Annotated in this window: 15 protein-coding genes and 1 tRNA gene; 3 read left to right on the top strand and 13 right to left on the bottom strand. The window is 73.7% G+C overall.

The genetic code is table 11. From position 1 onward, the window contains the following. Positions 1-278 precede the first annotated feature (278 nt). The 3 genes from AB0E62_RS05170 to AB0E62_RS05160 all read right to left on the bottom strand — a co-directional run bounded on the left by AB0E62_RS05170 (position 279) and on the right by AB0E62_RS05160 (position 4,922). Positions 279-920, bottom strand: a complete 642-nt coding sequence (locus AB0E62_RS05170) for a helix-turn-helix domain-containing protein (RefSeq protein ID WP_362188271.1) — start codon at positions 918-920, stop codon at positions 279-281. 607 nt (positions 921-1,527) lie between these two features. Next, positions 1,528-3,336 carry a DEAD/DEAH box helicase gene (locus AB0E62_RS05165; protein ID WP_362188268.1) on the bottom strand — a complete coding sequence of 603 codons (1,809 nt, stop codon included), beginning with the start codon at positions 3,334-3,336 and terminating at the stop codon, positions 1,528-1,530. 140 nt (positions 3,337-3,476) lie between these two features. Further along, the gene (locus AB0E62_RS05160) at positions 3,477-4,922 is read right to left on the bottom strand and encodes an MFS transporter (RefSeq protein WP_362188265.1); all 1,446 of its coding nucleotides are present in this window, start codon (positions 4,920-4,922) and stop codon (positions 3,477-3,479) included. A gap of 177 nt (positions 4,923-5,099) precedes the next feature. Here AB0E62_RS05160 and AB0E62_RS05155 point away from each other — a divergent pair. Then, positions 5,100-5,174 (top strand) — tRNA-Cys (locus AB0E62_RS05155). A 126-nt stretch (positions 5,175-5,300) separates the two neighbouring features. Beyond that, complete coding sequence (locus tag AB0E62_RS05150; RefSeq protein WP_362188262.1) at positions 5,301-5,822, top strand: DinB family protein; 522 nt, start codon at positions 5,301-5,303, stop codon at positions 5,820-5,822. Positions 5,823-5,919: 97 nt separating this feature from the next. Here AB0E62_RS05150 and AB0E62_RS05145 read toward each other — a convergent pair whose 3' ends face one another. The 7 genes from AB0E62_RS05145 to AB0E62_RS05115 all read right to left on the bottom strand — a co-directional run bounded on the left by AB0E62_RS05145 (position 5,920) and on the right by AB0E62_RS05115 (position 15,951). After that, positions 5,920-7,077, bottom strand: coding sequence for an SUKH-4 family immunity protein (locus AB0E62_RS05145; protein ID WP_362188259.1), 1,158 nt, complete (start codon positions 7,075-7,077; stop codon positions 5,920-5,922). Between the two features lie 363 nt (positions 7,078-7,440). Then, complete coding sequence (locus AB0E62_RS05140; RefSeq protein WP_362188256.1) at positions 7,441-9,750, bottom strand: molybdopterin cofactor-binding domain-containing protein; 2,310 nt, start codon at positions 9,748-9,750, stop codon at positions 7,441-7,443. Then, positions 9,747-12,083, bottom strand: a complete 2,337-nt coding sequence (locus AB0E62_RS05135) for a 2Fe-2S iron-sulfur cluster-binding protein (protein WP_362188253.1) — start codon at positions 12,081-12,083, stop codon at positions 9,747-9,749. Before AB0E62_RS05135 ends, AB0E62_RS05140 begins: the two co-directional genes overlap by 4 nt. Then, positions 12,080-12,973 (bottom strand): FAD binding domain-containing protein, encoded by an 894-nt coding sequence (locus AB0E62_RS05130; protein ID WP_362188250.1) that lies wholly within the window; start codon positions 12,971-12,973, stop codon positions 12,080-12,082. Before AB0E62_RS05130 ends, AB0E62_RS05135 begins: the two co-directional genes overlap by 4 nt. Positions 12,974-13,235: 262 nt before the next feature. After that, complete coding sequence (locus tag AB0E62_RS05125) at positions 13,236-14,873, bottom strand: beta-N-acetylhexosaminidase (protein WP_362188247.1); 1,638 nt, start codon at positions 14,871-14,873, stop codon at positions 13,236-13,238. A gap of 191 nt (positions 14,874-15,064) precedes the next feature. After that, positions 15,065-15,349: a DUF3039 domain-containing protein gene (locus AB0E62_RS05120; protein ID WP_030610517.1), complete on the bottom strand. Its 285-nt coding sequence runs from the start codon at positions 15,347-15,349 to the stop codon at positions 15,065-15,067. A gap of 29 nt (positions 15,350-15,378) precedes the next feature. After that, positions 15,379-15,951 carry a YqgE/AlgH family protein gene (locus tag AB0E62_RS05115; RefSeq protein ID WP_362188244.1) on the bottom strand — a complete coding sequence of 191 codons (573 nt, stop codon included), beginning with the start codon at positions 15,949-15,951 and terminating at the stop codon, positions 15,379-15,381. 275 nt (positions 15,952-16,226) lie between these two features. Here AB0E62_RS05115 and murA point away from each other — a divergent pair, with 275 nt between their 5' ends. Further along, positions 16,227-17,567: a UDP-N-acetylglucosamine 1-carboxyvinyltransferase gene (murA, locus tag AB0E62_RS05110; RefSeq protein WP_362188242.1), complete on the top strand. Its 1,341-nt coding sequence runs from the start codon at positions 16,227-16,229 to the stop codon at positions 17,565-17,567. 192 nt (positions 17,568-17,759) lie between these two features. On the opposite strand, the gene AB0E62_RS05105 is transcribed toward murA, so the two are convergent. The 3 genes from AB0E62_RS05105 to AB0E62_RS05095 all read right to left on the bottom strand — a co-directional run bounded on the left by AB0E62_RS05105 (position 17,760) and on the right by AB0E62_RS05095 (position 22,516). Then, positions 17,760-18,041, bottom strand: coding sequence for an HU family DNA-binding protein (locus AB0E62_RS05105; RefSeq protein ID WP_023550134.1), 282 nt, complete (start codon positions 18,039-18,041; stop codon positions 17,760-17,762). A 320-nt stretch (positions 18,042-18,361) separates the two neighbouring features. Beyond that, positions 18,362-19,777: an NAD-dependent malic enzyme gene (locus AB0E62_RS05100; protein ID WP_362188239.1), complete on the bottom strand. Its 1,416-nt coding sequence runs from the start codon at positions 19,775-19,777 to the stop codon at positions 18,362-18,364. 387 nt (positions 19,778-20,164) lie between these two features. After that, positions 20,165-22,516: a UvrD-helicase domain-containing protein gene (locus AB0E62_RS05095; RefSeq protein WP_362188236.1), complete on the bottom strand. Its 2,352-nt coding sequence runs from the start codon at positions 22,514-22,516 to the stop codon at positions 20,165-20,167. Positions 22,517-23,319 lie beyond the last annotated feature (803 nt).

The following is a 23,319-nucleotide window of genomic DNA, read 5'->3' as shown; positions in this document are numbered from 1 at the left end:
AGATTCCCGGGGGCGGCGCAGTGCTCCGCGACCTCACGGACGCATGCCGTACCCGGGCTCCGCGAGCCCGTGCCGCGGCCGCAGGCTTCCGGCGGGCGGCGCAGGCCCCGGTGGTCGACACCGCGCTTCCGCGATCTCACGGGCACGGGCCGTACCCGGGTGCAGGGTCCTCACGCCGCGCCAAGTTCCAGCGGCCCGTGCCGCGTTCGGACCCCGCGGGCCGGTGTCGTGTCCGAGCCGTGGGCCGTTACCGTCCGCGCCGTCTGCGCGCCCCGCGGTCAGCGCAGTGCTTCCGCGACCTCGCGGGCCGCTTCCACCACCCTCGGGCCGACCCGCTCCGGTACGGCGTCGGCCAGCATCACCACGCCCACGCTGCCCTCGACGCCCGTGACCCCGACCAGCGGCGCGGCGGCCCCGCTCGCGCCGGCTTCCAGTTCCCCGTGGGTGAGGGTGTAGCCGGGGTCGGCGGACGGCGACTGGCGTGCGGCGAGGATGGCCCGGCCCGCGGCCCCCCGGTCGAGGGGGTGCCGGAATCCGGCCCGGTAGGCCACGTGGTAGTCGGTCCAGGTCGGTTCCACCACGGCGACGGCGAGCGCCTCCGTGCCGTCCACCAGCGTCAGGTGCGCGGTCGCCCCTATGTCCTCGGCGAGGGACCGCAGGGCGGGCAGCGCGGCCTCGCGTACCAGTGGATGTACCTGCCGGCCGAGCCGCAGCACACCGAGGCCGACCCGGGCCCGACCTCCCAAGTCCCTTCGTACGAGCGCGTGTTGTTCGAGGGTGGCAAGCAACCGGTAGACGACCGTCCGGTTCACGCCCAGCCTGTTGGACAACTCGGTGACGGTCAGCCCATGGTCCGTGTCGGCCAGCAGCTTGAGGACACGCAGTCCCCGGTCGAGCGTCTGAGAGGTCTCCGCGGTCACGACGCCCACTCCTTCGGCGGTGAGGTCGGCGGGTCCCTGAGCGGCGGATGCGTCACCGAGTCCCGTCGGCGACGCGCTTCAGAGGCCGCCGATCGGCAGGACGGCCCGGTGGCTATCCGAGCCCTGTCGCTTCACGGCTGCGCTCCGCGGCGGCGCTGCCACGGGGCGTGTGCGTAGCCGGACAGTAGCGAAGCCGGTTCGCTAAGCGGAAGTCTCAGTCCAGAATCCGGGCAAGGCCAGATCCGGCCTGACTGCATTCGTCCGGATACGCACACCGGGAGAGCGTCGAAACGGCCTCGAACGAGAACGTACTCGAACGTACGTACGGAGATCCGGAAGGGGTTCACCCGGGCCCGACAGCGGGGCACCGTCAGCCCGGCCGGGAGCGCCCCCGCCCCACACCGTCCCCCTCCCCGGGGCCCGTGAGCCGGCCCCGCGGCCCCTCCGGCCCCTCCTCGGGCGGCCGGGACCGCAGCCTTTCTCCGACCGGGGCCACGGGCTCAGTCCAGTCCCTCGCCGCCACCACCGCAGCCCTTCCGGTGTTCCGGGGTGCGGGGCGGAGCCTCGTGGCGTGGGTTCTCTGCCGGCCGAGTCGGTGGGCAGGCGGTCACTTCATCCGCGTGGCCCACTCCTGTACCTTCGCGATGCGCTGCCTCAGCTGTCCCGCCGTGGCCTCCGCGCTCGGCGGTCCTCCGCACACCCGCCGCAGCTCGGTGTGGATCACCCCGTGCGGCTTCCCGCTCTGGTGCACATACGCGCTGACCATCGTGTTCAGCCGCTTCCGCAGCTCCATCAGCTCCTTGTGCGTCACCACCGGCCGCCGCTCGGCCGGCAGTTCCAGCAGGTCGGCCTCCGTGTCCGGCTTCTTCCGGCTGTGCGCGATCTGCCGGGCCTGCCGCTTCTGCAGCAGCAACTGCACCTGCTCGGGCTCCAGCAGCCCCGGAATCCCCAGGTAGTCCTGCTCCTCCTCGCTCCCGGGGTGGGCCTGCATGCCGAACTCGGCACCGTCGTAGAGAACCCGGTCGAACACGGCGTCGGACTCCAGCGCCTCGAACGGCAGCATGTCCTGCTCGCCGGTGTCCTCGTCCTGCTGCTTGTTGGCCTCCTCCATCTCCTTCTCGGATTCTGCGTACGGGTCCTCCTCGCCCTCCTTCTTCGGCTTGTCGAGGGCGTGGTCCCGTTCCTTCTCCATCTCGTTGGCGAAGGTCAGCAGGTCGGGCACGGTCGGCAGGAACACGGACGCGGTCTCGCCGCGCCGCCGGGACCGTACGAAGCGCCCGACGGCCTGCGCGAAGAACAGCGGCGTGGAGATCGTCGTGGCGTACACCCCGACCGCGAGCCGCGGCACGTCGACGCCCTCGGACACCATGCGTACGGCGACCATCCACCGGTCGTCGCTCGCGCTGAAGTCGTCGATCCTCTTCGAGGCGCCGGTGTCGTCGGACAGGACGAGCGTCGCCTTCGTCCCGGTGATCTCCCGGATGAGCTTGGCGTACGCGCGCGCGGAGTCCTGGTCGGAGGCGATGACGAGCGCGCCCGCGTCCGGGATGGCCTTGCGGACCTCGGTCAGCCGCTGGTCGGCGGCGCGCAGCACGCTCGGCATCCAGTCGCCGCGCGGGTCGAGGGCCGTACGCCAGGCCTGGCTGACCGCGTCCTTGGTCATCGGCTCGCCGAGCCGGGCGGCGACCTCGTCACCGGCCTTGGTGCGCCAGCGCATGTTGCCGCTGTAGGAAAGGAAGATCACCGGCCGGACGACGCCGTCGGCCAGCGCCGACCCGTACCCGTACGTGTAGTCGGCCGCGGACCGCCGGATCCCGTCCGCCCCCTCCTCGTACGTCACGAAGGGGATGGGGTTGGTGTCGGAGCGGAACGGCGTACCGGTGAGCGCCAGCCGACGCGTGGCGGGCTCGAAGGCCTCCAGGCACGCCTCGCCCCAGGACTTGGAGTCGCCGGCGTGGTGGATCTCGTCCAGGATCACCAGCGTCTTGCGCTGCTCGACCCGGTTGCGGTGCAGCATCGGACGCACACCCACACCGGCGTACGTCACGGCGACGCCGTCGTACTCCCTGCCGAGCGGGCCCGCGCTGTACTCCGGGTCGAGTCTGATCCCGATCCGGCCCGCGGCCTCGGCCCACTGCTTCTTCAGGTGCTCGGTGGGCGCGACCACGGTGACCTGCTGCACGACGTGGTGGTGCAGCAGCCAGGAGGCCAGGGTGAGCGCGAAGGTCGTCTTGCCCGCGCCGGGTGTGGCGACGGCGAGGAAGTCGCGCGGCTGCTCCTGGATGTACTTCTCCATCGCCCCCTGCTGCCAGGCACGCAGCTTGCTGGCGGTACCCCAGGGGGCCCGGCCCGGGAAGGCGGGCGAGAGGTGATGGGAGGAAGCGGAGGTGGCGGAGGAAGCGGCGGTGGTAGTCACGGTCTCCGTGGATCAGGGTCGGGCGGCTACGTACGACAACCGGGCCACCCTACCGGCGCCGCCCTGCGCGCACGGCGCGAACGAGCCGGGGTCGCCCCCGGGTGGGAGGCACATCACAACGGCCCCGTGATCACCTCCCGTCACTCAGCTCCCGGGGTACGTTCCCGCACCCGCGTGGTCACCCAGGAGCCCGCCAGCGCCACCGCGGCCATCGGCAGGAAGACGGCGGCGAAGGCGGCGGGGTGGCCGCCGTGGCCCGCCGTGCCGGCGGCGGTGCTGCCGCCGCCCAGGGCCGCGAAGGCCGCGCCGGTCGCCGCGAGCAGGACGACGTTGGACAGGGCGTCCGAGATCTGGAGCGCGGCGGAGTTGGCGCCGGCCTCCTCGGGAGCGGACAGCTTCAGCAGCAGCACGCTGGTGGAGGAGATCACCAGCCCCATCCCGAAGCAGCCGACGCCCCAGGCGGCGGCCACGGTCCACACGGGCACGGAGTGGATCAGCACGCCGGGCGCGGTCACGATCGCGGCGGCGACCAGCACCATGCCGAAGGTCATCAGCCGTTCCCGGTACGGCGCCAGGCGCGGCCGGGACTGCACGAACGAGCCCAGCGCCCAGGTGCCGCCGCCGGCCGCGAGCGAGAACCCGGCGAGGGTGGGCGACAGGCCGCGCTGGGTGACCAGCATCAGCGGGACGAAGGACTCGGCGGAGATGAAGGACCCCGCCGCCAGCCCGCGCAGCAGCACGACGGAGGGCAGTCCGCGGGCGGCCCGGTAGGTGCCGCGGGGCAGCAGTCCGAGGACGGCGGGGACCAGCAGGGCGGCCCCGGCCAGCCCCGGGAGCAGGGAGAGGGGGCGCAGATCCTGGGCGGCGTACTGGAGGAGCCCGGCGCCGAGGGAGATCCCGAGGGCGAGCCGGATCCGCCGCCGGTCGAAGGCGCCGGCGCCGGCCCGCCCGTCCACCGGGCCCGCCGCCCGCCGGCGTATCTGCGGCAGGGCGAGGGCGAGCGGGAACACGACGAGGACCGGGATGCCGAGGAACACCCAGCGCCAGCCGAGCTGCTCGGTGACGGCGCCGGAGGCGAGGGGGCCCACGATGGACGGTACGACCCACCCGGCGGCGAACGCGGCCATGATCGCGGGCCGCAGCCGCTCGGGGTAGGCCCGGCCCACGACGACGTACAGCGCGACGATGACCAGCCCGCCGCCCAGACCCTGCACGGCCCGGCCGAGGATGAACACCCACATGGCCTGCGCGGTCCCGGCGATGACGAGCCCCGCGGCGAAGGCCGCGATGCCGCTGGTCAGCGCACCGAGCGGGCCGCGCCGGTCGGACCACTGACCGGCGAGCACCATGCCGAAGAGGCTGGTCGTGAAATACCCGGAGAAGGCGAACGCGTACAGCGCCACGCCGTCCAGCTCCCGTGCGGCGACCGGCATCGCCGTTCCGACGGCGGTCGCCTCGAACGCGATCAGCACGACGACGGACACGATCCCGACACTGAGCGCCCGGTAGGCCCGGCTCAACACGCCGGCCGCCTGGTCGGCCGGGGGATCAAGGACAGCGGGGTCATGGGATTCGAGGGCGCTCATGCCCGTCAGAGTAAGGCCCACGAACGCCTTTGACCCCTGTCAGGAGCCGCACCCGCTCTGGTCCCTTGGTCGTACGCCCACCCCCGCTTCATGAACGCCGTGTGGCAGTCACGTTGCAGCCCTCCCGATCCCCTTGAGCCCCGCCCACCCCACCCCATACGTTCATCTCACCAACACGGCCGTGTGCCCGAGTGGTTGAGGGACTCGCCTGCAAAGCGAGTTACGCGGGTTCGATTCCCGCCACGGCCTCCACTCCGACGCTGCGGCCGGCCACTGGCGGGTGGCCGGCCGCAGCGGTGCGGGAATCCCGTCCGCCGAGTGTCCCGGATTTCGGCGATCTTCCCCGTGGCTGGGGAAAACGAGGGATCCTGGACAACCGTGATCGAAAATCTGAGCGAAACCCATCCGGACGGTGAGGTCAGGGCGCTCCTCCGGGTCCTGGACGGGCAGCGGCGTCACGTGCTCGGCACTCTCGACGGGCTCGGCGCGGCGGACCTGCGGCGGCCCGTGCTGCCGTCCGGCTGGCACTGCCTGGGGCTGGTCCAGCACCTCACGCTGGACGTGGAGCGGTTCTGGTTCCGCGCCGTGGTCGCCGGTGACGAGGAGGTCGTCCAGGGCCTGCCGAGCGGTGACGAGGCGTGGCGGGTGGCACCGGACGTGCCCGCCTGTGACGTGCTCGACCGGTACCGGCAGGAAGCGGAGCTCGCCGACGACGTCATCACCGGGACCCCTGCCGGCGCGGCCCTGGCCTGGTGGCCGCACGATCTGTTCGGCGAACCGCGCCTCCACACCCTGCGTGACGTCCTGCTGCACGTCATCACCGAGACCGCCTGCCACGCCGGCCACCTGGACGCGGCACGCGAGCTGATCGACGGCCGCCGCTGGCTGGTCATGACCTAGCGGTCCGGGGGCGGGGCCGGCGGCCGACCTCCATGAGGAGGGCGGGGTCGACGTGATCGGCACGCTCACGGGTGGTGAGGTCTGACGGGGCCGTGCGTCACAGCACCCCGTCCGTCTCGTCCTGCAAGAGGTGGGTCCAGTAGTGCCAGGTCGTCTGCGGGAGGGTGGCCGTGGGGTCGAGGGACTCCAGGGTGTGGAGCATGAGGGCGGCCAGGTGGTCGTAGGCGTGGGTGGCCAGTTCGTGGTTCAGGTGGGTGTCGATCGTGCGCTCGTGGTGGATGAGCCACAGGGTGAAGGCCAGTGTGGAGACGTCGGAGTTGAGCGGGTGGAGCGCCGCGTCCGGCTCGCTGAACGTCAGCACCGCGCCCGTTCTGCCGTCCACCACCAGGCTGGTGCCCTCCCTCAGACGGCCGAGGCGGATCAGGTGGTCGCAGTGGGCCGGGAGGCCGGTGACCGGGTGGTCGGGGCGCTCATCGGTGACGTACTCCCGGAGCGTGGGCAGCGGCACGTCCGTGTCGGCGGAGGAGAACACCGCCGACTCCGGCAGTCCCGTCTCGCGCAGGAAGCGGCGCGTCGGCTCGTGGGTGAGCGTCGACGGGAAGTCGACCTCCTCGAACCGGGTCACCCTGCCGTGCCCGAACTCCTGGTCCAGCACCCGTGCCGGCATGTCCAGGGCGAGCCCCGAGGCCGTACCGGGGCCGGCGACCAGGGCGAGGGGGCGGATCAGGGCCGCCGCCTTCCAGTACGGCGGGACCGCGCCGTCCGAGCCCTCCTCGAAGAGGATGAGCAGGCGGCGGGAGGCCTCGGTCGCCGTCCGGGGGCCGTACTGGCCCGCCAGGGACGCGAACCGGCCGCGCAGGCCCGCCAGTTCCTCGGTGACCGCGGCGAAGCGCAGCAGGGTGTGCAGGGACGACGCTAACGGGCGCGTGTCGTACGGGTCGCGCAGGTAGGCCGTGGTCAGCTCGCCCGTGGCGCCGTCGAGCAGGATCGACTCGCGCTCCATCCCGGCGGGGGTGAGCAGTTCGCCTATGACCAGCCGGCCGCGCAGCTCCTCCGCGAGGCGCAGGGGGCCGTCGGCGGCGTCGGCGAGGGTGCGCAGGCCGTGCGTGCGCAGCGGGGAGAAGGTCAGCAGGTCGGTCACCGCGGGCAGGCCGGTGCCCGTGAGCAGGCCGCGCGTCGGCGCGTGGGTGACGTAGCGGTCCAGCTCCGCCTCGGTCAGCGTGATCGCCGGAACCCCGGCGTCGGTCGTGCTCATCGCTCCCCCGCGATCTTCCCCGTGCGTGACGGGCCCGCGCACACCGTCGTACGCGACCCGGGCAGGTGCCCCCACCGCTCCGCAGCCTACGCCGCACCACTGACAACGGCCGCTGTCAGGCAAGACGCCGGCCGGGCCGGGCACGTTGCCCGTCCGGCCGGACCGGCGGCCGGCGGCACGCGGGCCGTCCGGCTCAGGTGAAGTAGACCCCACCGAGGACAACGGCCAGTGCCGCCGCGGCGAACAGCAGGATCCACAGGGCCGGCCCGCCCGGCGCGGGAGGGGGTCCGTAACGCGGCTCGCCGGACGAGGCTCCGGGTGGCGGGGTCCGAGCCGGGGTGCCCGGGCCGGCCGGCGGGGTGGTCATCGGTCCGCGGCCACCGCCGCCTGCGGGCGGATCGGGAGGCGGTTGACCGGGCGGCCGGTGGCGGCGCGTACCGCGGAGGCGATGGCCGCGGGGGCCGTTACCACCGGGACGGCGCTGACCGACTTGGCGCCGAAGGGGGCGACCACGTCCCGTTCCTCGACCAGCTTGACGATCCGGATGTCGGGGGCGTCCAGGGCGGTCGGGAGGGCGTAGCCGGTCAGGTCGGGGTGGCGGACCAGGCCGCGGGGCGTGCGCAGGTTCTCGGTGAGGGCGATGCCCACGCCCTGGGTGACGCCGGCCTCGATCCGGGCGGCCAGCTGGGCCGGGTTGAGGATCCGGCCGACGTCCTGGGCGACCGCCAGCTCCACCACCCGTACCGAGCCCAGCTCGACGTCCACGTCCACCACCGCGCGGATCGCGCAGAACGCGAGGCCCACGAAGGCGTCGCCCTGTCCGGAGGCGTCCAGCGGCTCGGTCGGATGCGGGCGGCACTGCGCCGTGGCCCACAGCTCCTTGCCCTCCAGCGCCTCCATGACGGTGGTCGACAGCACCCCGTCGTACGAGGTGATCTTGCCGTCGGTGATCTGGAGCAGCTCCGTCGACATGCCGAACTTGTGCGCGAGCGGCTGGAGGAGCTGGGTGCGGACCATCTTCGCCGCGCGCTCCACCGCGCCGCCCGACACCCAGGTGTGCCGGCCCCGGCAGCCCGCGCCGGCCGGCGGCTGGTCGGTGTCGACGGGCGCGACGTGGACCTCCTCGATGCCGAGGGTGTCCTGGACGATCTGCCGGGCCAGGGTGGTGAAGCCCTGGCCGGTCTCCACGGCGGCGCACAGCACGGTGGCCACCCCGTCGTGGACCTTGACCGTGGCCGTGGACACCTCGTCGGCGCCCTCCGCGCCCAGCATGTGCACCATGCCCAGGCCGTAGCCGACGCCCCGGCGCACCGCGCCCGGTTCGCCCGCGCCCTCGGGGCCGCCGGGCAGCAGCCACTCCTCCTCCGGCGTGTCCTTCGGCAGCGCGGGCAGCGGGAAGTCCCGTACCGCCTGGAGGAGTTCGGCCACCGGGGCCGGGCAGGTCACGGTCTGGCCGATGGGCAGGACGTCCCCGGTCGCCAGGACGTTGCGCAGCCGCAGCTCGGCCGGGTCCACGCCCAGTTTCCGCGCCAGCTTGTCCATCTGCGCCTCGTAGGCGGCGCACACCTGCATGGCGCCCTCGCCGCGCACGTGGCCGGAGGGCGGGTTGTTGGTGCGGACGGCCCAGCCCTCGATGAACGCGTTCGGGACGACGTACGGGCCGCACGCGAAGGAGACGGCGGCGGCCAGCGCGTCGGCGGAGGTGTCGGCGTACGCGCCCGCGTCCAGCAGGATCTGCGCCTCGACCTTGACCAGCCTGCCCTCGGCGTCGGCGTGGTGGCGGTAGCGCAGCAGGGTGGGGTGGCGGTGGGCGTGGCCGAGGAAGGACTCCTCGCGGGTCGCCGTCAGCTTCACCGGGCAGCCGGTGCGCAGCGCGAGCAGGCCGAGCGGGAGCTGGAATCCCTGGTCCTCGCGGTCCGCCGTGGCGCCGGGCACCCCGGTGACCACGATCTTCACCCGATCGGGGGGCAGGCCGTAGCAGGCGGCGGCCGTGTTGCGGTCGGTGTGCGGGTCGGTGGAGGCGAGGTACAGCTCCACCCCGCCGTCCGGGCGCGGTACGGCGAGACCGGCCTCGGCGCCGATGGGGGCGGGGTCCTGGCGGCCGATGCGGTACAGGCCCTCGACCACGACCTCGCCGACCGCCTCCGGGTCGCCGTGGCGCAGCGGGATGTGCCGGATCAGGTTGCCGTCGGGGTGCAGCGGCTCGGCCTCGAAGGCCTGTTCCGGGTCGGTGACGGGCTCCAGGACCTCGTACTCGACGATGACGGCGGCGGCGGCCATCCGCGCGGTGTCCGGGTGGTCGGCGGCCACCGCCGCGATGGGCTCGCCGTGGTGGCGTACGACGTCGGAGGCGAACACCGGCCGGTCGGGCGTGCCGCGGCCGTGGCGGGGCGTGCCGGGGACGTCCTCGTGGGTGATGACGGCGCGGACGCCGGGCATCTCGCGCGCGTGGGTGGTGTCGATGGACACGATGCGCGCGTGCGCGTGCGGGGAGCGCAGGACGGCCGCCCAGAGCAGGCCCTCGGCCCACAGGTCGGCGGCGTACGGGAAGGTGCCCTCGGTCTTGGCGCGGGCGTCGGCGTGCGGCAGGGAGACGCCGAGGCCGTGCGGCGACGGCTCGGTCTCGGGGGCGGGTTCCGCGGCGGTGGCCGCGATGCCGGCTTCGTTGCTCACGCCTGGCCTCCGTCCTGGCCGTAGTGCTGCTGGTCCTGCGGTCCTGGGGGTGTGGTGCCGTACGGGTCCGGCGCGTCGTACTGCTCCGGGGGCCGGGGGGCGGCGAACGCGCCGGGGGCCTCGAAAGCCGACGGGTGGACGCCGCCGGAGCCGGGGGCCGCCTGGTGCGGAACGCGTGCCTCGTCCCCGTCCGCCTCCGTCCCGGCGTGGGACGCCTCGCGCTCGGCGACGACCTCCTTGACGGCCTCCAGGACGCCCCGGTAGCCCGAGCAGCGGCACAGGTTGCCGCACAGGGCCTGCCGGGTCTCCAGTTCGGTCGGCGCCGGGTTGCCCTCCAGCAGGTCGTGCACGGTCATCGCCATGCCGGGGACGCAGAAGCCGCACTGCACGGCGCCGCAGCGGGCCAGCGCGCGCTGGACGTCGGAGGGCTGCCCGTCGACGGCCAGGCCCTCGACCGTGCGGACCTCGCTGCCGGCCGTGGTGACCGCCGGGACCAGGCAGGACGCCACCAGCCGGCCGTCCACCTGGACGTTGCAGGCCCCGCACTCGCCCTGCGAGCAGCCGTCCTTGGCGCCCGCGAGACCGAGCCGTTCGCGCAGCACGTAGAGCAGCGACTCGCCGATCCAGGCATCGGTGACCGGCCGGTCGGTGCCGTTGACCCGCAGGACGTAGGAGGCGAGGGGGTGGTCGTCGTGCGGCGGCAGCGGGGCGGCGGGGGCCTCTTCGGCGCCGTCGGGGGCGGGTTGCCCGTTTCCGGGGGCTTCAGGAGTTCCGGGAGCTTCAGGACTTCCGGGAACTTCGTGGGGCTCCTGGGCGTCCTGAGCGGCTTCGGCTTCCTGAGCCTCTGGGGCCTCCTCGGCCTCGGCCTCGGTCTCGGCCTGCGGGGTGTCCTCGGCGGTCCGGCCGGCTTCCGACGGCCCGGGCGCGTCGGCCGCGGCGGGGGGCTCGGGGGTCTCGGCCGCGGCGAGGTCGGTGGCGGGGTGCGGGGCGGCCGGATCCGGAGCCGCTTCGGTGCCGGGCGTGTCGGCCGTGGCCTCCGGGTGGGCGGCGGGAGCCGGGGCGTCCGGGGCCGGGGGCGCGGGCGCGGGGGCCGGGTCGCTGGGCTGCTCGTGGCCCGCGGGAGCTTCGGAGGGGAGTTCGAGGGCTTCGGCGAGGCCGTGGGCGTCCGCTTCCGGCGTCGCGTCGGAGCCGGCCGGCCGCTGCGCCGGTACGACCGGTTCGCCGGGCGTGGCGGACGTGGCCACGGCGCCCGGCGTGCCGGTGCCGCCGGGCGTGTCGCCGTCGGTCACGTCAGCGTGTCCGGCGTGGGCCGGCCCGTCCGCGCGACCGTGCTCGTCGTCCCCCGCCTCCGGGGAACCGGCGCCCGTGTGACCGCCGTCGGCGTGCCCGGCGTCCGGCAGGGCGTGCCCCGCGTCCCCGTGATCCGCCTCGACGCCGTCGGCCCCGACGCTCTCGACCGCGCCGTTACCGACGTGGCCGTTCCCGGCGTGCCCGGCGTCAGGGTGACCCGCACCGGCGTGCCCGGCAGCACCCTCATGGCCGCCCTCGAAGTACCCGACGTCTTCGTGGCCGCCCTCGGCGTGACCGCCATGACCGCCATGACCGCCGTCCACGTGGCCGGCATCCGCGTACCCGGCGCCCACGTGCCCGGCGGCCGCCTCGTGGACGTCCTGGACCTGGCCGGGGTCCGGGTAGCCGCCCCCGTGGCCGTCCGGATAGGTCTCGCCGGGGCCGGAGGGGCCCGGTCCGTACCCGGGCCCGGGGGTGTACGGGTCCGGGGCCGGGCCGGACGGGTGGGAGCCGGTGTGGCCGGGGGCGTCCCAGGGCGTGGCCCAGGGGGCCGGGGCGCCGCCGGGCAGGGTGGCCGGGGGGGTGCCGCCCCACTGCTCGGCCAGCGAGGAGGTGGTGTACTCGCCGGACTCGTCCGGGAGGTCGCCCCCGGCGACGGGGATGGACCACTGCCCGGTGACGTCGTGTCCCGGGGCGGCCGGCGCCGCGGGCTCCTCGAAGGTCCACTGCTGGGTGGCCCCGGGCTCGTAGGTGAACCGGTCGTCCGCGGCGTGCGACGGGGCTTGCGCGGCGTTCGGGTCGGGCCACTGGCCCTCCGGCACCGGCCAGCCGGCCGTGCCGTCGGCGGGCGCGGCCGTGATCGGCGGCGGCACATAGCCGTGGCCCGGCGCGGCCAGCGGGCTGTCGGCGGACAGCAGGGCGTCGATGCCCCCCTCGGGAAGCTGGACGAAGGCGGTGGCGCCGTCGTCGTAGTCGCCCTGGGGCAGCGGGTTCCAGCGTCCGCCGCCCTGGGGCGTGCCCTCTCCGTGCTGGTCGTCGGTCACGACAGCGCCCTCCCCAGTGCTCGTCGGGCCAGCGCGGCGACGGTGCGCCGCAGGTGCAGTACGGCGGGCGGAAGCGGGGCCACCGTGCCGTCGGGTTCGGGGGCCGCGTCGGGGATGCAGGCCGCGGCGACGTACTCGCCGAAGGCGTGCAGGGCCTCCGGGACGAGGGCGCGGTCGTTGTCCCAGTCGATGAGTCCCGCGATCCACTGCTCGGCCTCCAGGGGCCTCAGCGGCATCGGCGCTATGGCGCCCACGGCGCAGCGCACGCCGCGCCGGGCGGGGTCGAGGACGAGGGCCACGGAGGCCGTCGCGCGGCCCGGGCCGGTGCGTCCGGTGGCCTTGAGGAAGACCTGCGGGGCGTGCAGCAGCGGTACGCGGACGTAGCCGATGAGTTCGCCGCCGCGCAGCATCTCCACGCCGGCCAGCAGGTGCGACACCGGGATCTCCCGGCGGGCGCCGCCCGGGCCCGCGATGATCAGGGTCGCCTCCAGGGCGGCGAGCACCGGCAGCGCGTCCCCGGTGGGGGCGGCCGAGGCGATGTTGCCGCCCAGGGTGCCCGCGTTGCGGATGTGCGGCGGGCCGGCGGCGCGCGCGGCGGCGGCGAGCGCCGGGATGAGGGCCGCGAAGTCGGGGCGGCCCATGCGCGCGTGGGTGAGGCCGGCGCCGAGCAGGGCGTGGCCGTCCTGGTACTGCCAGCCGCGGATCTCGCTGATGCGGCCCAGTCCCACCAGCGCGGCGGGCCTGAGCTGACCGGAGTTGACGGCGGCCATCAGGTCGGTGCCGCCCGCCACGGGGACGGCGGTGGGCATGGCCGCGAGGGCCGCCACCGCCTCGTCCAGCGTCGTGGGCAACGTGACGGCCTGCGCCGTCCGCGGTGCGTGCGTGGTCAAACCGGCTGCCCCTTCCCGCTGCCCCACCTGGTCCCGCCTGTGTTGCCGTACGGTACGTGCTGACAGGGCGGACGACGCAACTCTGGCACATCTTCGCGACGCCCGAACGCGGGGGTCCGCTAGGAGGCTTTCGCCCACCTCACCGGGGGGTTGGTCCGGTTTCGCACGGCATCACCGGTGCGGGTGGATTGCCACTCTTCGGTGATACTGCCGGGGTTTTTCCGGCACTTGTTCGGGGCAGGACGGGGGCGACCCCGTGCGGTCAGCGGTTCGGGGGCGGTCCCTCGATCGGGCGGCCGGGCACGCCGGGCCGGCGCTGCCACGGACGGGGGCCGGTGGGTGGCCGGTAGGCGACGCCGAGGGCGTCAAGTCGCCGGTAGTGGGCGGTCATCCGGCGTTCGAAGTCAGGGAAGTCCCGGTCGGCGGGGGCGGGCAGCGCGCTCCAGGCGACCTCGGCGAAGGCGGCGAGGCGGGGAAAGGCCTGGTAGTCCACGCGCGCGGAGTCCTCCAGGACCTCGGTCCACACGTTGGCCTGGGTGCCCAGCACGTGCCGGGCCTCCTCCTCGGTGAGCCCGGCCGGTACCGGTTCGAACCGGTAGACGTCCTCCAGGGTGCGCACGAAGCCGATCGGCACCGGTTCGTCGTCGCCGGGGGCCTGACGGTGGTCCAGATACACGTACTGCTCGGGGCACATGACCACGTCGTGGCCGGCCCGCGCGGCGGCGACGCCGCCCGCGTAGCCGCGCCAGGAGGCGACGGCCGCGCCCGGCGCGAGCCCGCCCTCCAGGATCTCGTCCCAGCCGATGAGGCGGCGGCCGCGCGCGGCGAGCCAGGCGTCGAAGTGCCCGATGAACCAGGACTGGAGCGCGTCCTCGTCGGTGAGGCCGAGGTCGGCGATGCGGGTCTTGGCGGTGACGGACTCGGTCCACTGCTCCTTGCGGCACTCGTCGCCGCCGACGTGCACGAACGGGGAGAACTCGGCGGCGTCGGCGGGGAACAGCTCCAGGACCTCCTCGAACACCCCCTCGTAGAAGCGCAGGGTGGTGTCGGTGGGGGCGAGGACGTTGGACGAGATACCCCAGGTGTCCCAGACGGAGAGGGCGGCGGTGTCCACGACGTCGGTGTTGCCGAGTTCGGGGTACGCGGCGATGGCGGCCTGCGAGTGGCCCGGTACGTCGATCTCGGGGACGACGCTGATGTGCCGCTCGGCGGCGTAGGCGACGATCTCCCGGATGTCGTCCTGGGTGTAGTGACCGCCGTGCGGTTTCTCGTCCCACAGCGGTGAGGCGCGGTGGCCGAATTTGGTCCGCGAACGCCAGGATGCGATTTCGGTCAGTTTCGGATAGCGCCTGATCTCGATCCGCCAGCCCTGATCGTCCGTCAGGTGCAGGTGCAGGACGTTGAGTTTGTGCGCGGCCATCAGGTCCAGGTAGCGCAGCACGCCTTCCTTGGGCATGAAGTGCCGGGCGACGTCGAGGAGCAGGCCGCGCCAGCGGAACCGGGGGGCGTCCTCGACGACCCCGGGAGGGACGCGGAGCGCCGCGGCCGGGCGCACCGGGGCGCGGCGGAAGGCGTCGGCGCCGAGCAGCTGGCGCAGGGTCTGGGCACCCCAGAACACCCCGGCCGGCCCGCCGCCGCGGATCTCCACGCCGTCCCCGGCGCCGGCGGTGAGCCGGTACGCCTCCGGGGCCAGGGTGTCGTCCAGGAGCAGCCGTACGCCGTCGCGGGCGTCCCGGGGCCCGGGGCGCAGCGGCAGGCCCAGGGCCGCGCCGAGGGTGGCACGCAGCCAGCGTTCGGTGCGCTCGGTGCCCTCGGCGGCCCACAGCGTGGTGCCGGGACCGAGCGGCACGCCCGGTCCGGCGGGTTCCTCGACGGCGCGCGGCGCCGGGATCAGTTCCACGTCCTCAGCCCCCTGAGAGAGGTCGTTGCAATATGCGCAACAGGCGTTGCACAAGCGGCACCACGAAGGCTAGGCACTGAGCCCGGCCCCCACAAGAGGTCTGGACCAGTCGGCGTCCCGGGAACACGAAGGTCCCCGGGACGCGCCGCACGCGTCCCGGGGACCTCACCGCCTCCGGCCGGGCCGGGGACCTACTTGTCGCCGCCCTTGCCCTTGTCGTCGCCGCCGCTGCCCATGGATTCGTAGATCTCCTTGCACATCGGGCAGACGGGGTACTTCTTCGGGTCGCGGCCCGGCACCCAGACCTTGCCGCACAGCGCCACGACGGGGGTCCCGTCGAGGGCGCTCGCCATGATCTTGTCCTTCTGGACGTAGTGGGCGAAGCGCTCGTGGTCGCCGTCGCCGTGGGACACCTGCGGCGTCGGCTCTACGAGGGTCCCCGTACCAGTCCCGCGCTCGGGCTCGAGAGTGCTCATAACAGCCAGGGTACTGAAGCACACACGCATCAGTTGAGCGAAGGGTCGTCCGGATACGTGGCCACCATCGCCAGCTCGCTGCGCTGGCGGCGCAGCACCTCCCGCCACAGCCGCTCCGGGGCCGGGGAGGACACGTCACCGGGCTCCGACTCCACCACGTACCACGCGCCCTCCACCAGCTCGTCCTCCAGCTGGCCGGGGCCCCAGCCGGCGTACCCGGCGAAGATGCGCAGGCTGCCCACGGCCGAGGCGAGCAGCTCCGGCGGGGCCTCCAGGTCCACCAGGCCGATCGCGCCGTAGATCCGCCGCCAGCCGAGCGGTGCCCGGTCGCCGTCGGCGCCGCCCGGGATGACCGCCACGCCCAGCGCCGAGTCCAGCGACACCGGGCCGCCCTGGAAGACCACACCGGGCTCGCCGGCGAGGTCGGCCCAGCCCTCCAGGATGTCGCCCACGTCCACGGGGGTGGGGCGGTTCAGGACGACACCGAGGGAACCCTCCTCGTCGTGGTCGAGGAGGAGCACCACCGCACGGTCGAAGTTCGGGTCCGCCAGGGCGGGAGTGGCCACGAGCAGCCGCCCTGTGAGCGAGGACACCTCGGTCATGCCAGACATGATCCCGCATCTTCCCCCGGTGTGGGGAGCCAATCGGGGGCACCGGGGTGAAGCCCGCCCGGACCGGGTCACGCCCCCGGCGCACACCCGGGGCGCCGGTGACCCCATGTGCCCGAAAGAGAACGGTTCGTGTTGTGACACAGCTATGACGGTCTGGCCGGGTACTGGGCTTACGGGAGGGGGGTAATCGGCGATTACCCTGTCTTCCCGGCCCCTGCGCACAGTGATCGGCCGGCCCCTGACCAACTCATCGGAACGCGAGATTCATGACCGTCAACGACGATGTCCTGCTTGTCCACGGCGGAACCCCGCTGGAGGGCGAGATCCGTGTCCGCGGTGCGAAGAACCTCGTGCCGAAGGCCATGGTCGCCGCCCTGCTGGGCAGCGAGCCGAGCCGACTGCGCAACGTTCCGGACATCCGTGACGTGCGGGTCGTCCGCGGCCTGCTCCAGCTGCACGGGGTGACGGTCCGTCCGGGCGAGGAGCCGGGCGAACTGGTGCTGGACCCGACGCGCGTCGAGAGCGCCAACGTCGCCGACATCGATGCCCACGCGGGTTCCAGCCGTATCCCGATCCTCTTCTGCGGCCCGCTGCTGCACCGTCTCGGCCACGCGTTCATCCCCGGCCTCGGCGGCTGTGACATCGGCGGCCGGCCCATCGACTTCCACTTCGACGTGCTGCGGCAGTTCGGCGCGACGATCGAGAAGCGGGCCGACGGGCAGTACCTGGAGGCGCCGCAGCGGCTGCGGGGCACGAAGATACGGCTGCCGTACCCCTCCGTCGGCGCGACCGAGCAGGTGCTGCTGACGGCCGTACTGGCCGAGGGCGTCACGGAGTTGTCCAACGCGGCCGTCGAGCCGGAGATCGAGGACCTCATCTGCGTGCTGCAGAAGATGGGCGCGATCATCGCGATGGACACCGACCGCACGATCCGCATCACCGGTGTCGACAAGCTGTCCGGCTACACCCACCGCGCCCTGCCGGACCGCCTGGAGGCCGCCTCCTGGGCCTCGGCGGCGCTCGCGACCAACGGCGACATCTACGTCCGCGGCGCCCAGCAGCGCTCGATGATGACGTTCCTGAACACCTACCGCAAGGTGGGCGGCGCCTTCGAGATCGAGGACGAGGGCATCCGTTTCTGGCACCCCGGCGGGCAGTTGAAGTCCATCGCCCTGGAGACGGACGTGCACCCCGGTTTCCAGACGGACTGGCAGCAGCCGCTGGTGGTGGCCCTGACCCAGGCCACGGGCCTGTCCATCATCCACGAGACGGTCTACGAGTCCCGGCTCGGCTTCACCTCCGCGCTGAACCAGATGGGCGCCCACATCCAGCTCTACCGCGAGTGCCTGGGCGGCTCCGCGTGCCGCTTCGGCGCCCGCAACTTCCTGCACTCCGCGGTCGTCTCCGGCCCCACCCGGCTCCAGGGCGCCGACCTGGTCATCCCCGACCTGCGCGGCGGCTTCTCGTACCTCATCGCGGCCCTCGCCGCCGAGGGCACGTCCCGGGTCCACGGCATCGAACTGATCAACCGCGGCTACGAGAACTTCATGGACAAGCTCGTCGAGCTGGGTGCGAAGGTCGAGCTCCCGGGCAAGGCGCTCGGCTAGACCCCACGGACGCCGAAAAGGGCGGCCCCCCTTCCATCGAGGGGGGCCGCCCTTTTCGGCGTCCTGAGCCTGAGGCGCCCCGAAGGGGCGCGGGGCCGTGTCGATCAGCGGCTCCGCCGCGGGGCACGATCAACCACAGCGGACCCGCGGTAGCCCACGGCGCTCAGTGGGCCGTCGCTCGAAGCGGAGCGCTTACTTGCCCTTGGCGGCTTCCTTGAGCTTGCTGCCCGCGGTGACCTTCACGCTGTAGCCGGCCGGGATGTTGATGGGCTCGCCGGTCTGCGGGTTGCGCGCGGTGCGAGCGGCACGGTGGGTGCGCTCGAAGGTCAGGAAGCCAGGGATGGTGACCTTCTCGTCGCCCTTGGCGACGATCTCGCCGACGGTCTCGGCGAACGCGGCCAGCACGGCGTCGGCGTCCTTGCGGGTCACCTCGGCGCGGTCGGCCAGCGCGGCCACCAGCTCACTGCGGTTCATGTTGTTACTCCCGTGTTTTTCTTGCCGTTGGGGTGTGCCACGCGGCGGACCGCCGAGGCACTGCGATGCCGATGCGCTCGCGCCCATGGGGGTGCCCCCGGGGACCGGAGTCCCTGAAGGAGCATCCTGCCCCTACCTGCGGCGGGAAAGCCAATCCGGCACCCGTAGGAGTCGTGAGAACACCCTGGGGAGTCACACGAAGAGCGCCCGCCCGGCCGTCACCCTAGAGCGCGCCCGGCATCCGGTGGTTCCACGACGCGCCGGTGCGGGGGACCGCGTGGTGATCCTCACAGCCCCCTGCACCGTACGCCGCGCCGTGCTCAGGCCGTCGCGCCGGCCGCCTTGGCGGCCTCCCGGACCGCGCCGGCCACGGCGCCCGCGACCTTGTCGTTGAAGACGCTGGGGATGATGTAGTTCGGGTTCAGCTCGTCCTCGCTGACGACGTCGGCGAGGGCCTTCGCGGCGGCGAGCATCATCTCGGTGTTGACGGTGCGGGACTGGGCGTCCAGCAGACCGCGGAAGACGCCCGGGAAGACCAGCACGTTGTTGATCTGGTTCGGGAAGTCGGAGCGGCCGGTGGCCACGACGGCCGCGGTCTGCCGGGCGATGGCCGGGTCCACCTCGGGGTCGGGGTTCGCGAGCGCGAAGACGATGGCGCCCTCGGCCATGGCGGCCACGTCGGTCCCGTCCAGGACGTTCGGGGCGGAGACGCCGATGAAGACGTCGGCGCCGCGCACGGCCTCCTTCAGGGTGCCGGTCAGGCCCTCGGGGTTGGTGTTGTCGGCGATCCAGCGCAGCGGCGAGTCGGCCGGGGCGTTCACCAGGTCCTCGCGGCCGGCGTGCACGACTCCGTGGATGTCGGCGACGACGGCGTTCTTCACGCCGGCCGCCAGCAGCAGCTTGAGGATGGCCGTACCGGCCGCGCCCGCGCCGGACATGACGACCCGGATGTTCTGGATGGCCTTGTCCGTCACGCGCAGGGCGTTGGTCAGGGCGGCGAGCACGACGATGGCGGTGCCGTGCTGGTCGTCGTGGAAGACCGGGATGTCCAGGGCCTCGCGCAGCCGGGCCTCGATCTCGAAGCAGCGCGGCGCGGAGATGTCCTCCAGGTTGATGCCGGCGAAGCCCGGGGCGATGGCCTTGACGATCTCCACGATCGCGTCGCTGTCCTGGGTGTCCAGGCAGATCGGCCAGGCGTCGATGCCGGCGAAGCGCTTGAAGAGGGCCGCCTTGCCCTCCATGACGGGCAGCGCGGCCTTGGGGCCGATGTTGCCGAGGCCCAGCACGGCCGAACCGTCCGTCACGACCGCAACGGAGTTGCGCTTGATGGTCAGGCGGCGGGCGTCCTCGGGGTTCTCGGCGATGGCCATGCAGACGCGGGCCACGCCGGGCGTGTAGACCATGGAGAGGTCGTCACGGTTGCGGATGGGGTGCTTCGACGCCATCTCGATCTTGCCGCCGAGGTGCATCAGGAACGTACGGTCGGAGACCTTGCCGAGCGTGACGCCCTCGATGCCGCGCAGTTTCTCGACGATCTCCTCGGCGTGGGCCGTGGAGGTGGCCGCGATGGTGACGTCGATACGGAGCTTCTCGTGGCCGGACGCGGTGACGTCGAGGCCGGTCACCGAGCCCCCGGAGGACTCCACGGCGGTGGTGAGCTGCGAGACGGCCGTTCCGCTCGCGGGCACCTCCAGCCGGATCGTCATCGAGTAGGAGACGCTGGGCGCCGTTGCCATGGCCGACTTCCTCTGCTTTCACCGTGTCGCGAGTTGTGCCGTCCGATCGTCGCACCTACCACTCGGTACGTGGTAGTCGCCCTGGGTTGCGGACGTTTTGTTCACGCGACATTCCCTATGGGGTGCGTGGTTTCGGAAAACTACTTCCACCATACGAGAAACGATCGGGCGTGAAAAGAGGCCGCCCGGGCAAAGAAAGAGGCCCACGTCACATCCGTGACGTGGGCCTCCCACGCTCATGACACCGACCCGCCATGCTCGCCTCGCGGCAAGTGGTCGCTCGTGGCGACTAAGGTTGGGCCCGGGGGCTTGGATCGGGCCGGTGCCACGTCAAGGCTAACAAACCCTCGCCCAGGGCCATTCCCCCTGCGCCGGATTGCCGGGAAATCAGTCCCTGAGCAGGTCCGGCACCCCCGCCGCGTCCGGCTCGTCCCGCTCCCCCGAGACCACCGTCAGCTGCTGGGTGGCCCGGGTCAGTGCCACGTACAGCACCCGCAGGCCCGCCGGCGACTCGTCGGCGATCTCCGCGGGCGACACGACGACCGTCGCGTCGTACTCCAGGCCCTTGGCCTCCAGGCTGCCCAGGGCCACCACCCGGTCGCCGAGCCCGGCCAGCCAGCGCCGGGCCTCCTCGCGCCGGCCCATCGCCACCACCACGCCGACCGTGCCGTCCACCAGGCCCAGCAGCCGCTCGGCCTCCGCGCGCACCGTCCGGCCCAGGGAGTCCGCCACCACGGTGAAGCGCGGCTCGACCCCGGTGGACCGTACGGCGGAGGGTGCCTCGGCGCCGGGCATGGCGAGCGCCAGCACCCGCGCGGCCAGGTCGGCGATCTCGGCCGGGTTGCGGTAGTTCACGGTGAGCTGGAAGCGGCGCCGGGGCCGGGTGCCGAGCGCCTCGTCGCGGGCCTCCGCCGCCTCGTCCGGGTCGGACCAGGAGGACTGCGCCGGGTCCCCGACGACCGTCCAGGTGGCCTGCCGGCCGCGGCGGCCGACCATGCGCCACTGCATCGGCGTCAGGTCCTGCGCCTCGTCCACGATGACGTGCGCGTACTCGGTGCGCTCCTGCGCCAGCCGCTCGGCCCGCTCCCGCTGGGTCTCCTCGCGCACCGGCATCAGCTCCTCCAGGCCGGTGAGCTGGTCCAGCGGGTCCAGTTCGCGCTTCTTGCGGGGCCGGGCCGGGGCGCCCAGGATCGCCTGGAGCTCGTCCAGCAGCGCGATGTCGTGCACGGACAGGCCGTCCCGCTTCAGCGAGCGGGCGACCTTGCGGACCTCGCCCGGGTTGAGCACGCGCCGGGCCCAGCGGCCGAGCCGCTTCTCGTCGGCCATGGCGGCGAGCACGGCCTTCGGGGTCAGCTCGGGCCACCAGGCGTCGAGGAACGCCAGGAAGGAGTCCTCACCGGTGACGTCCTCGTCGAAGGAGGAGCGCAGCTCGGCGGCCAGCTCCGGGTCGGTGTGCCGGCCGGCGGCGCCGGACCGGGCCCACAGGGCGTCCAGCAGCAGCCTGCGGGCGCGCGGGCGCAGCAGGTTGACCGGCGCGGTGCCGCCGAGGGCGGTGCGACGGATACGTTCCAGCTCGTCGGCCTCCAGTTCGAGGCGGCGCCCGAAGGCCACGACGCGCAGCCGGGCGGGCGGGCCGTCGTGCGGCCGGGGCTCGTCGTCGCCCGCGTCGGCGGGGGCGGCCGGGCCCAGCTCCAGGGCGCCCCGGGCGGCCTTGCGCAGCACCTTCAGCATCCGGGAGGAGCCCTTGGCGCGGGCCACGGCCGGGGAGTCGTAGACGGTGGCCTCCGCGCCGTCGACCAGCGAGCCGATGGCGCGGATGGCGACCTGGCCCTCCTCGCCGAGCGAGGGCAGCACGCCCTCGGTGTAGGCGACCAGCAGCGGGGTCGGCGAGACGATCAGGATGCCGCCCGCGTAGCGTCTGCGGTCCTGGTAGAGCAGGTAGGCGGCGCGGTGCAGGGCGACGGCGGTCTTGCCGGTGCCGGGCCCGCCCTCCACGTAGGTGATGGAGGCGGCGGGGGCGCGGATGACCAGGTCCTGCTCGGCCTGGATGGAGGCGACGATGTCCCGCATCGTGTGCCCGCGGGCCTGGCCGAGGGCCGCCATCAGGGCGCCGTCGCCGATGACGGCCAGTTCGCGGCCGTCCAGGAAGGCCGTCAGCTCCGGCCGCATCAGGTCGTCCTCGACGCCGAGCACCCGGCGCCCCTTGGAGCGGATGACCCGGCGCCGCACCACCCGTCCCGGTTCCACCGGCGTGGCCCGGTAGAAGGGCGCGGCGGCGGGCGCCCGCCAGTCGATGACCAGCGGGGAGTAGTCCTCGTCGAGGACGCCGATACGGCCGATGTGCAGCGTTTCGGCGATGTCGGCGGTGTTGTCCTCGCGCACGGCGCCCTCGGCGGGCTCCACGGCCGTGTAGGCGCCGTCGGGGCCCTTCTTGCCGTCCTTGCCGAGCAGCAGGTCGATCCGTCCGAACAGGAAGTCCTCGAACTCGTTGTTCAGCCGGTTCAGGTGCACACCGGCCCGGAAGACCTGGGCGTCCCGTTCAGCGAGCGCGCCCGGGGTGCCGACCTGCCCCCGCTGGGCCGCGTCCCGCATCAGGAACTCGGCCTCGTGAATCTTCTCCTCGAGCCGCCGGTACACCCGGTCCAGGTGTTCCTGTTCGACGCCGATCTCCCGGTCACGGACGGAATCGTGTGTCTCGTGTTCCGAGCCGACCGCGGACTGCTGAACCTGAGCGGCCACCTGGCCCCCTTCTGACGTGCTGGGCAGCCGTCAACCGTACGCGAAGGCGGCCCGGCAAAGCTACGGGGCGGTCACCTGGCGGCGCGCGCCGGACCGTGCGTCCGTGCGTCGGCGTCCACCGGCTTCCTCCCCTCGGACGTCCAGGGAGCGCTTCGGCGGGCCCTGGACGTTCTTCAGCTCCGGCACGGCCCGGGTGCGCCGGTCCTCGCCGGTCATGGCGGTGGTCGCGCCGACCCGCGTCGCGGGGTCCGCGGCGGACTTCCGCGGAGGCCGGCGCGGAACGCGGACCGGGCCGACGGCGCGGCGACCTGCCCGCCCCCGTCCGCGGCGCCCCGGCCTTGGTCGTCGCGCCCTCGTCTGCGGCGCCCCGGTCCGCGGCGGCGGCCGGCGGGCGCGCGACGACCAGGGCCGACGTGGCGGCGATCGGGCAGAAACCGCGCCGGCGCTTGCGAGCGCGCTGCTCGGCGGCCTCGTCCACCAACCCCTCCACCAGCCCGGGGCCGGGCCGGGCGGCCGGTGCCTCGCCGCTCGCGGGGTGCAGCCGACGCCCCGGCAGGCCGGCCGGCGCGGCGAGCACCGGATCGGCCCGCGTCCGCACGAGGCCGGTGCCCGCACGAGGCCGGTGCCCGCACAAGGCCGGTGCCCGCACGTACCCGGCATCCCCGCGTGGCCACTGCCCGCATGAGGCCGGTGCCCGCGCCTGACCACTGCCCGCACAAGGCCGGTGCCCGCACGTACCCGGCATCCCCGCGTGGCCACTGCCCGCATGAGGCCGGTGCCCGCGCCTGACCACTGCCCGCACA

The organism is Streptomyces sp. NPDC038707 (assembly GCF_040636485.1).
Classification (GTDB): Bacteria; Actinomycetota; Actinomycetes; order Streptomycetales; family Streptomycetaceae; genus Streptomyces.
The sequence above is the reverse complement of the archived record's forward strand: the minus strand, read 5'-3'. Positions and strand labels throughout refer to the sequence as shown.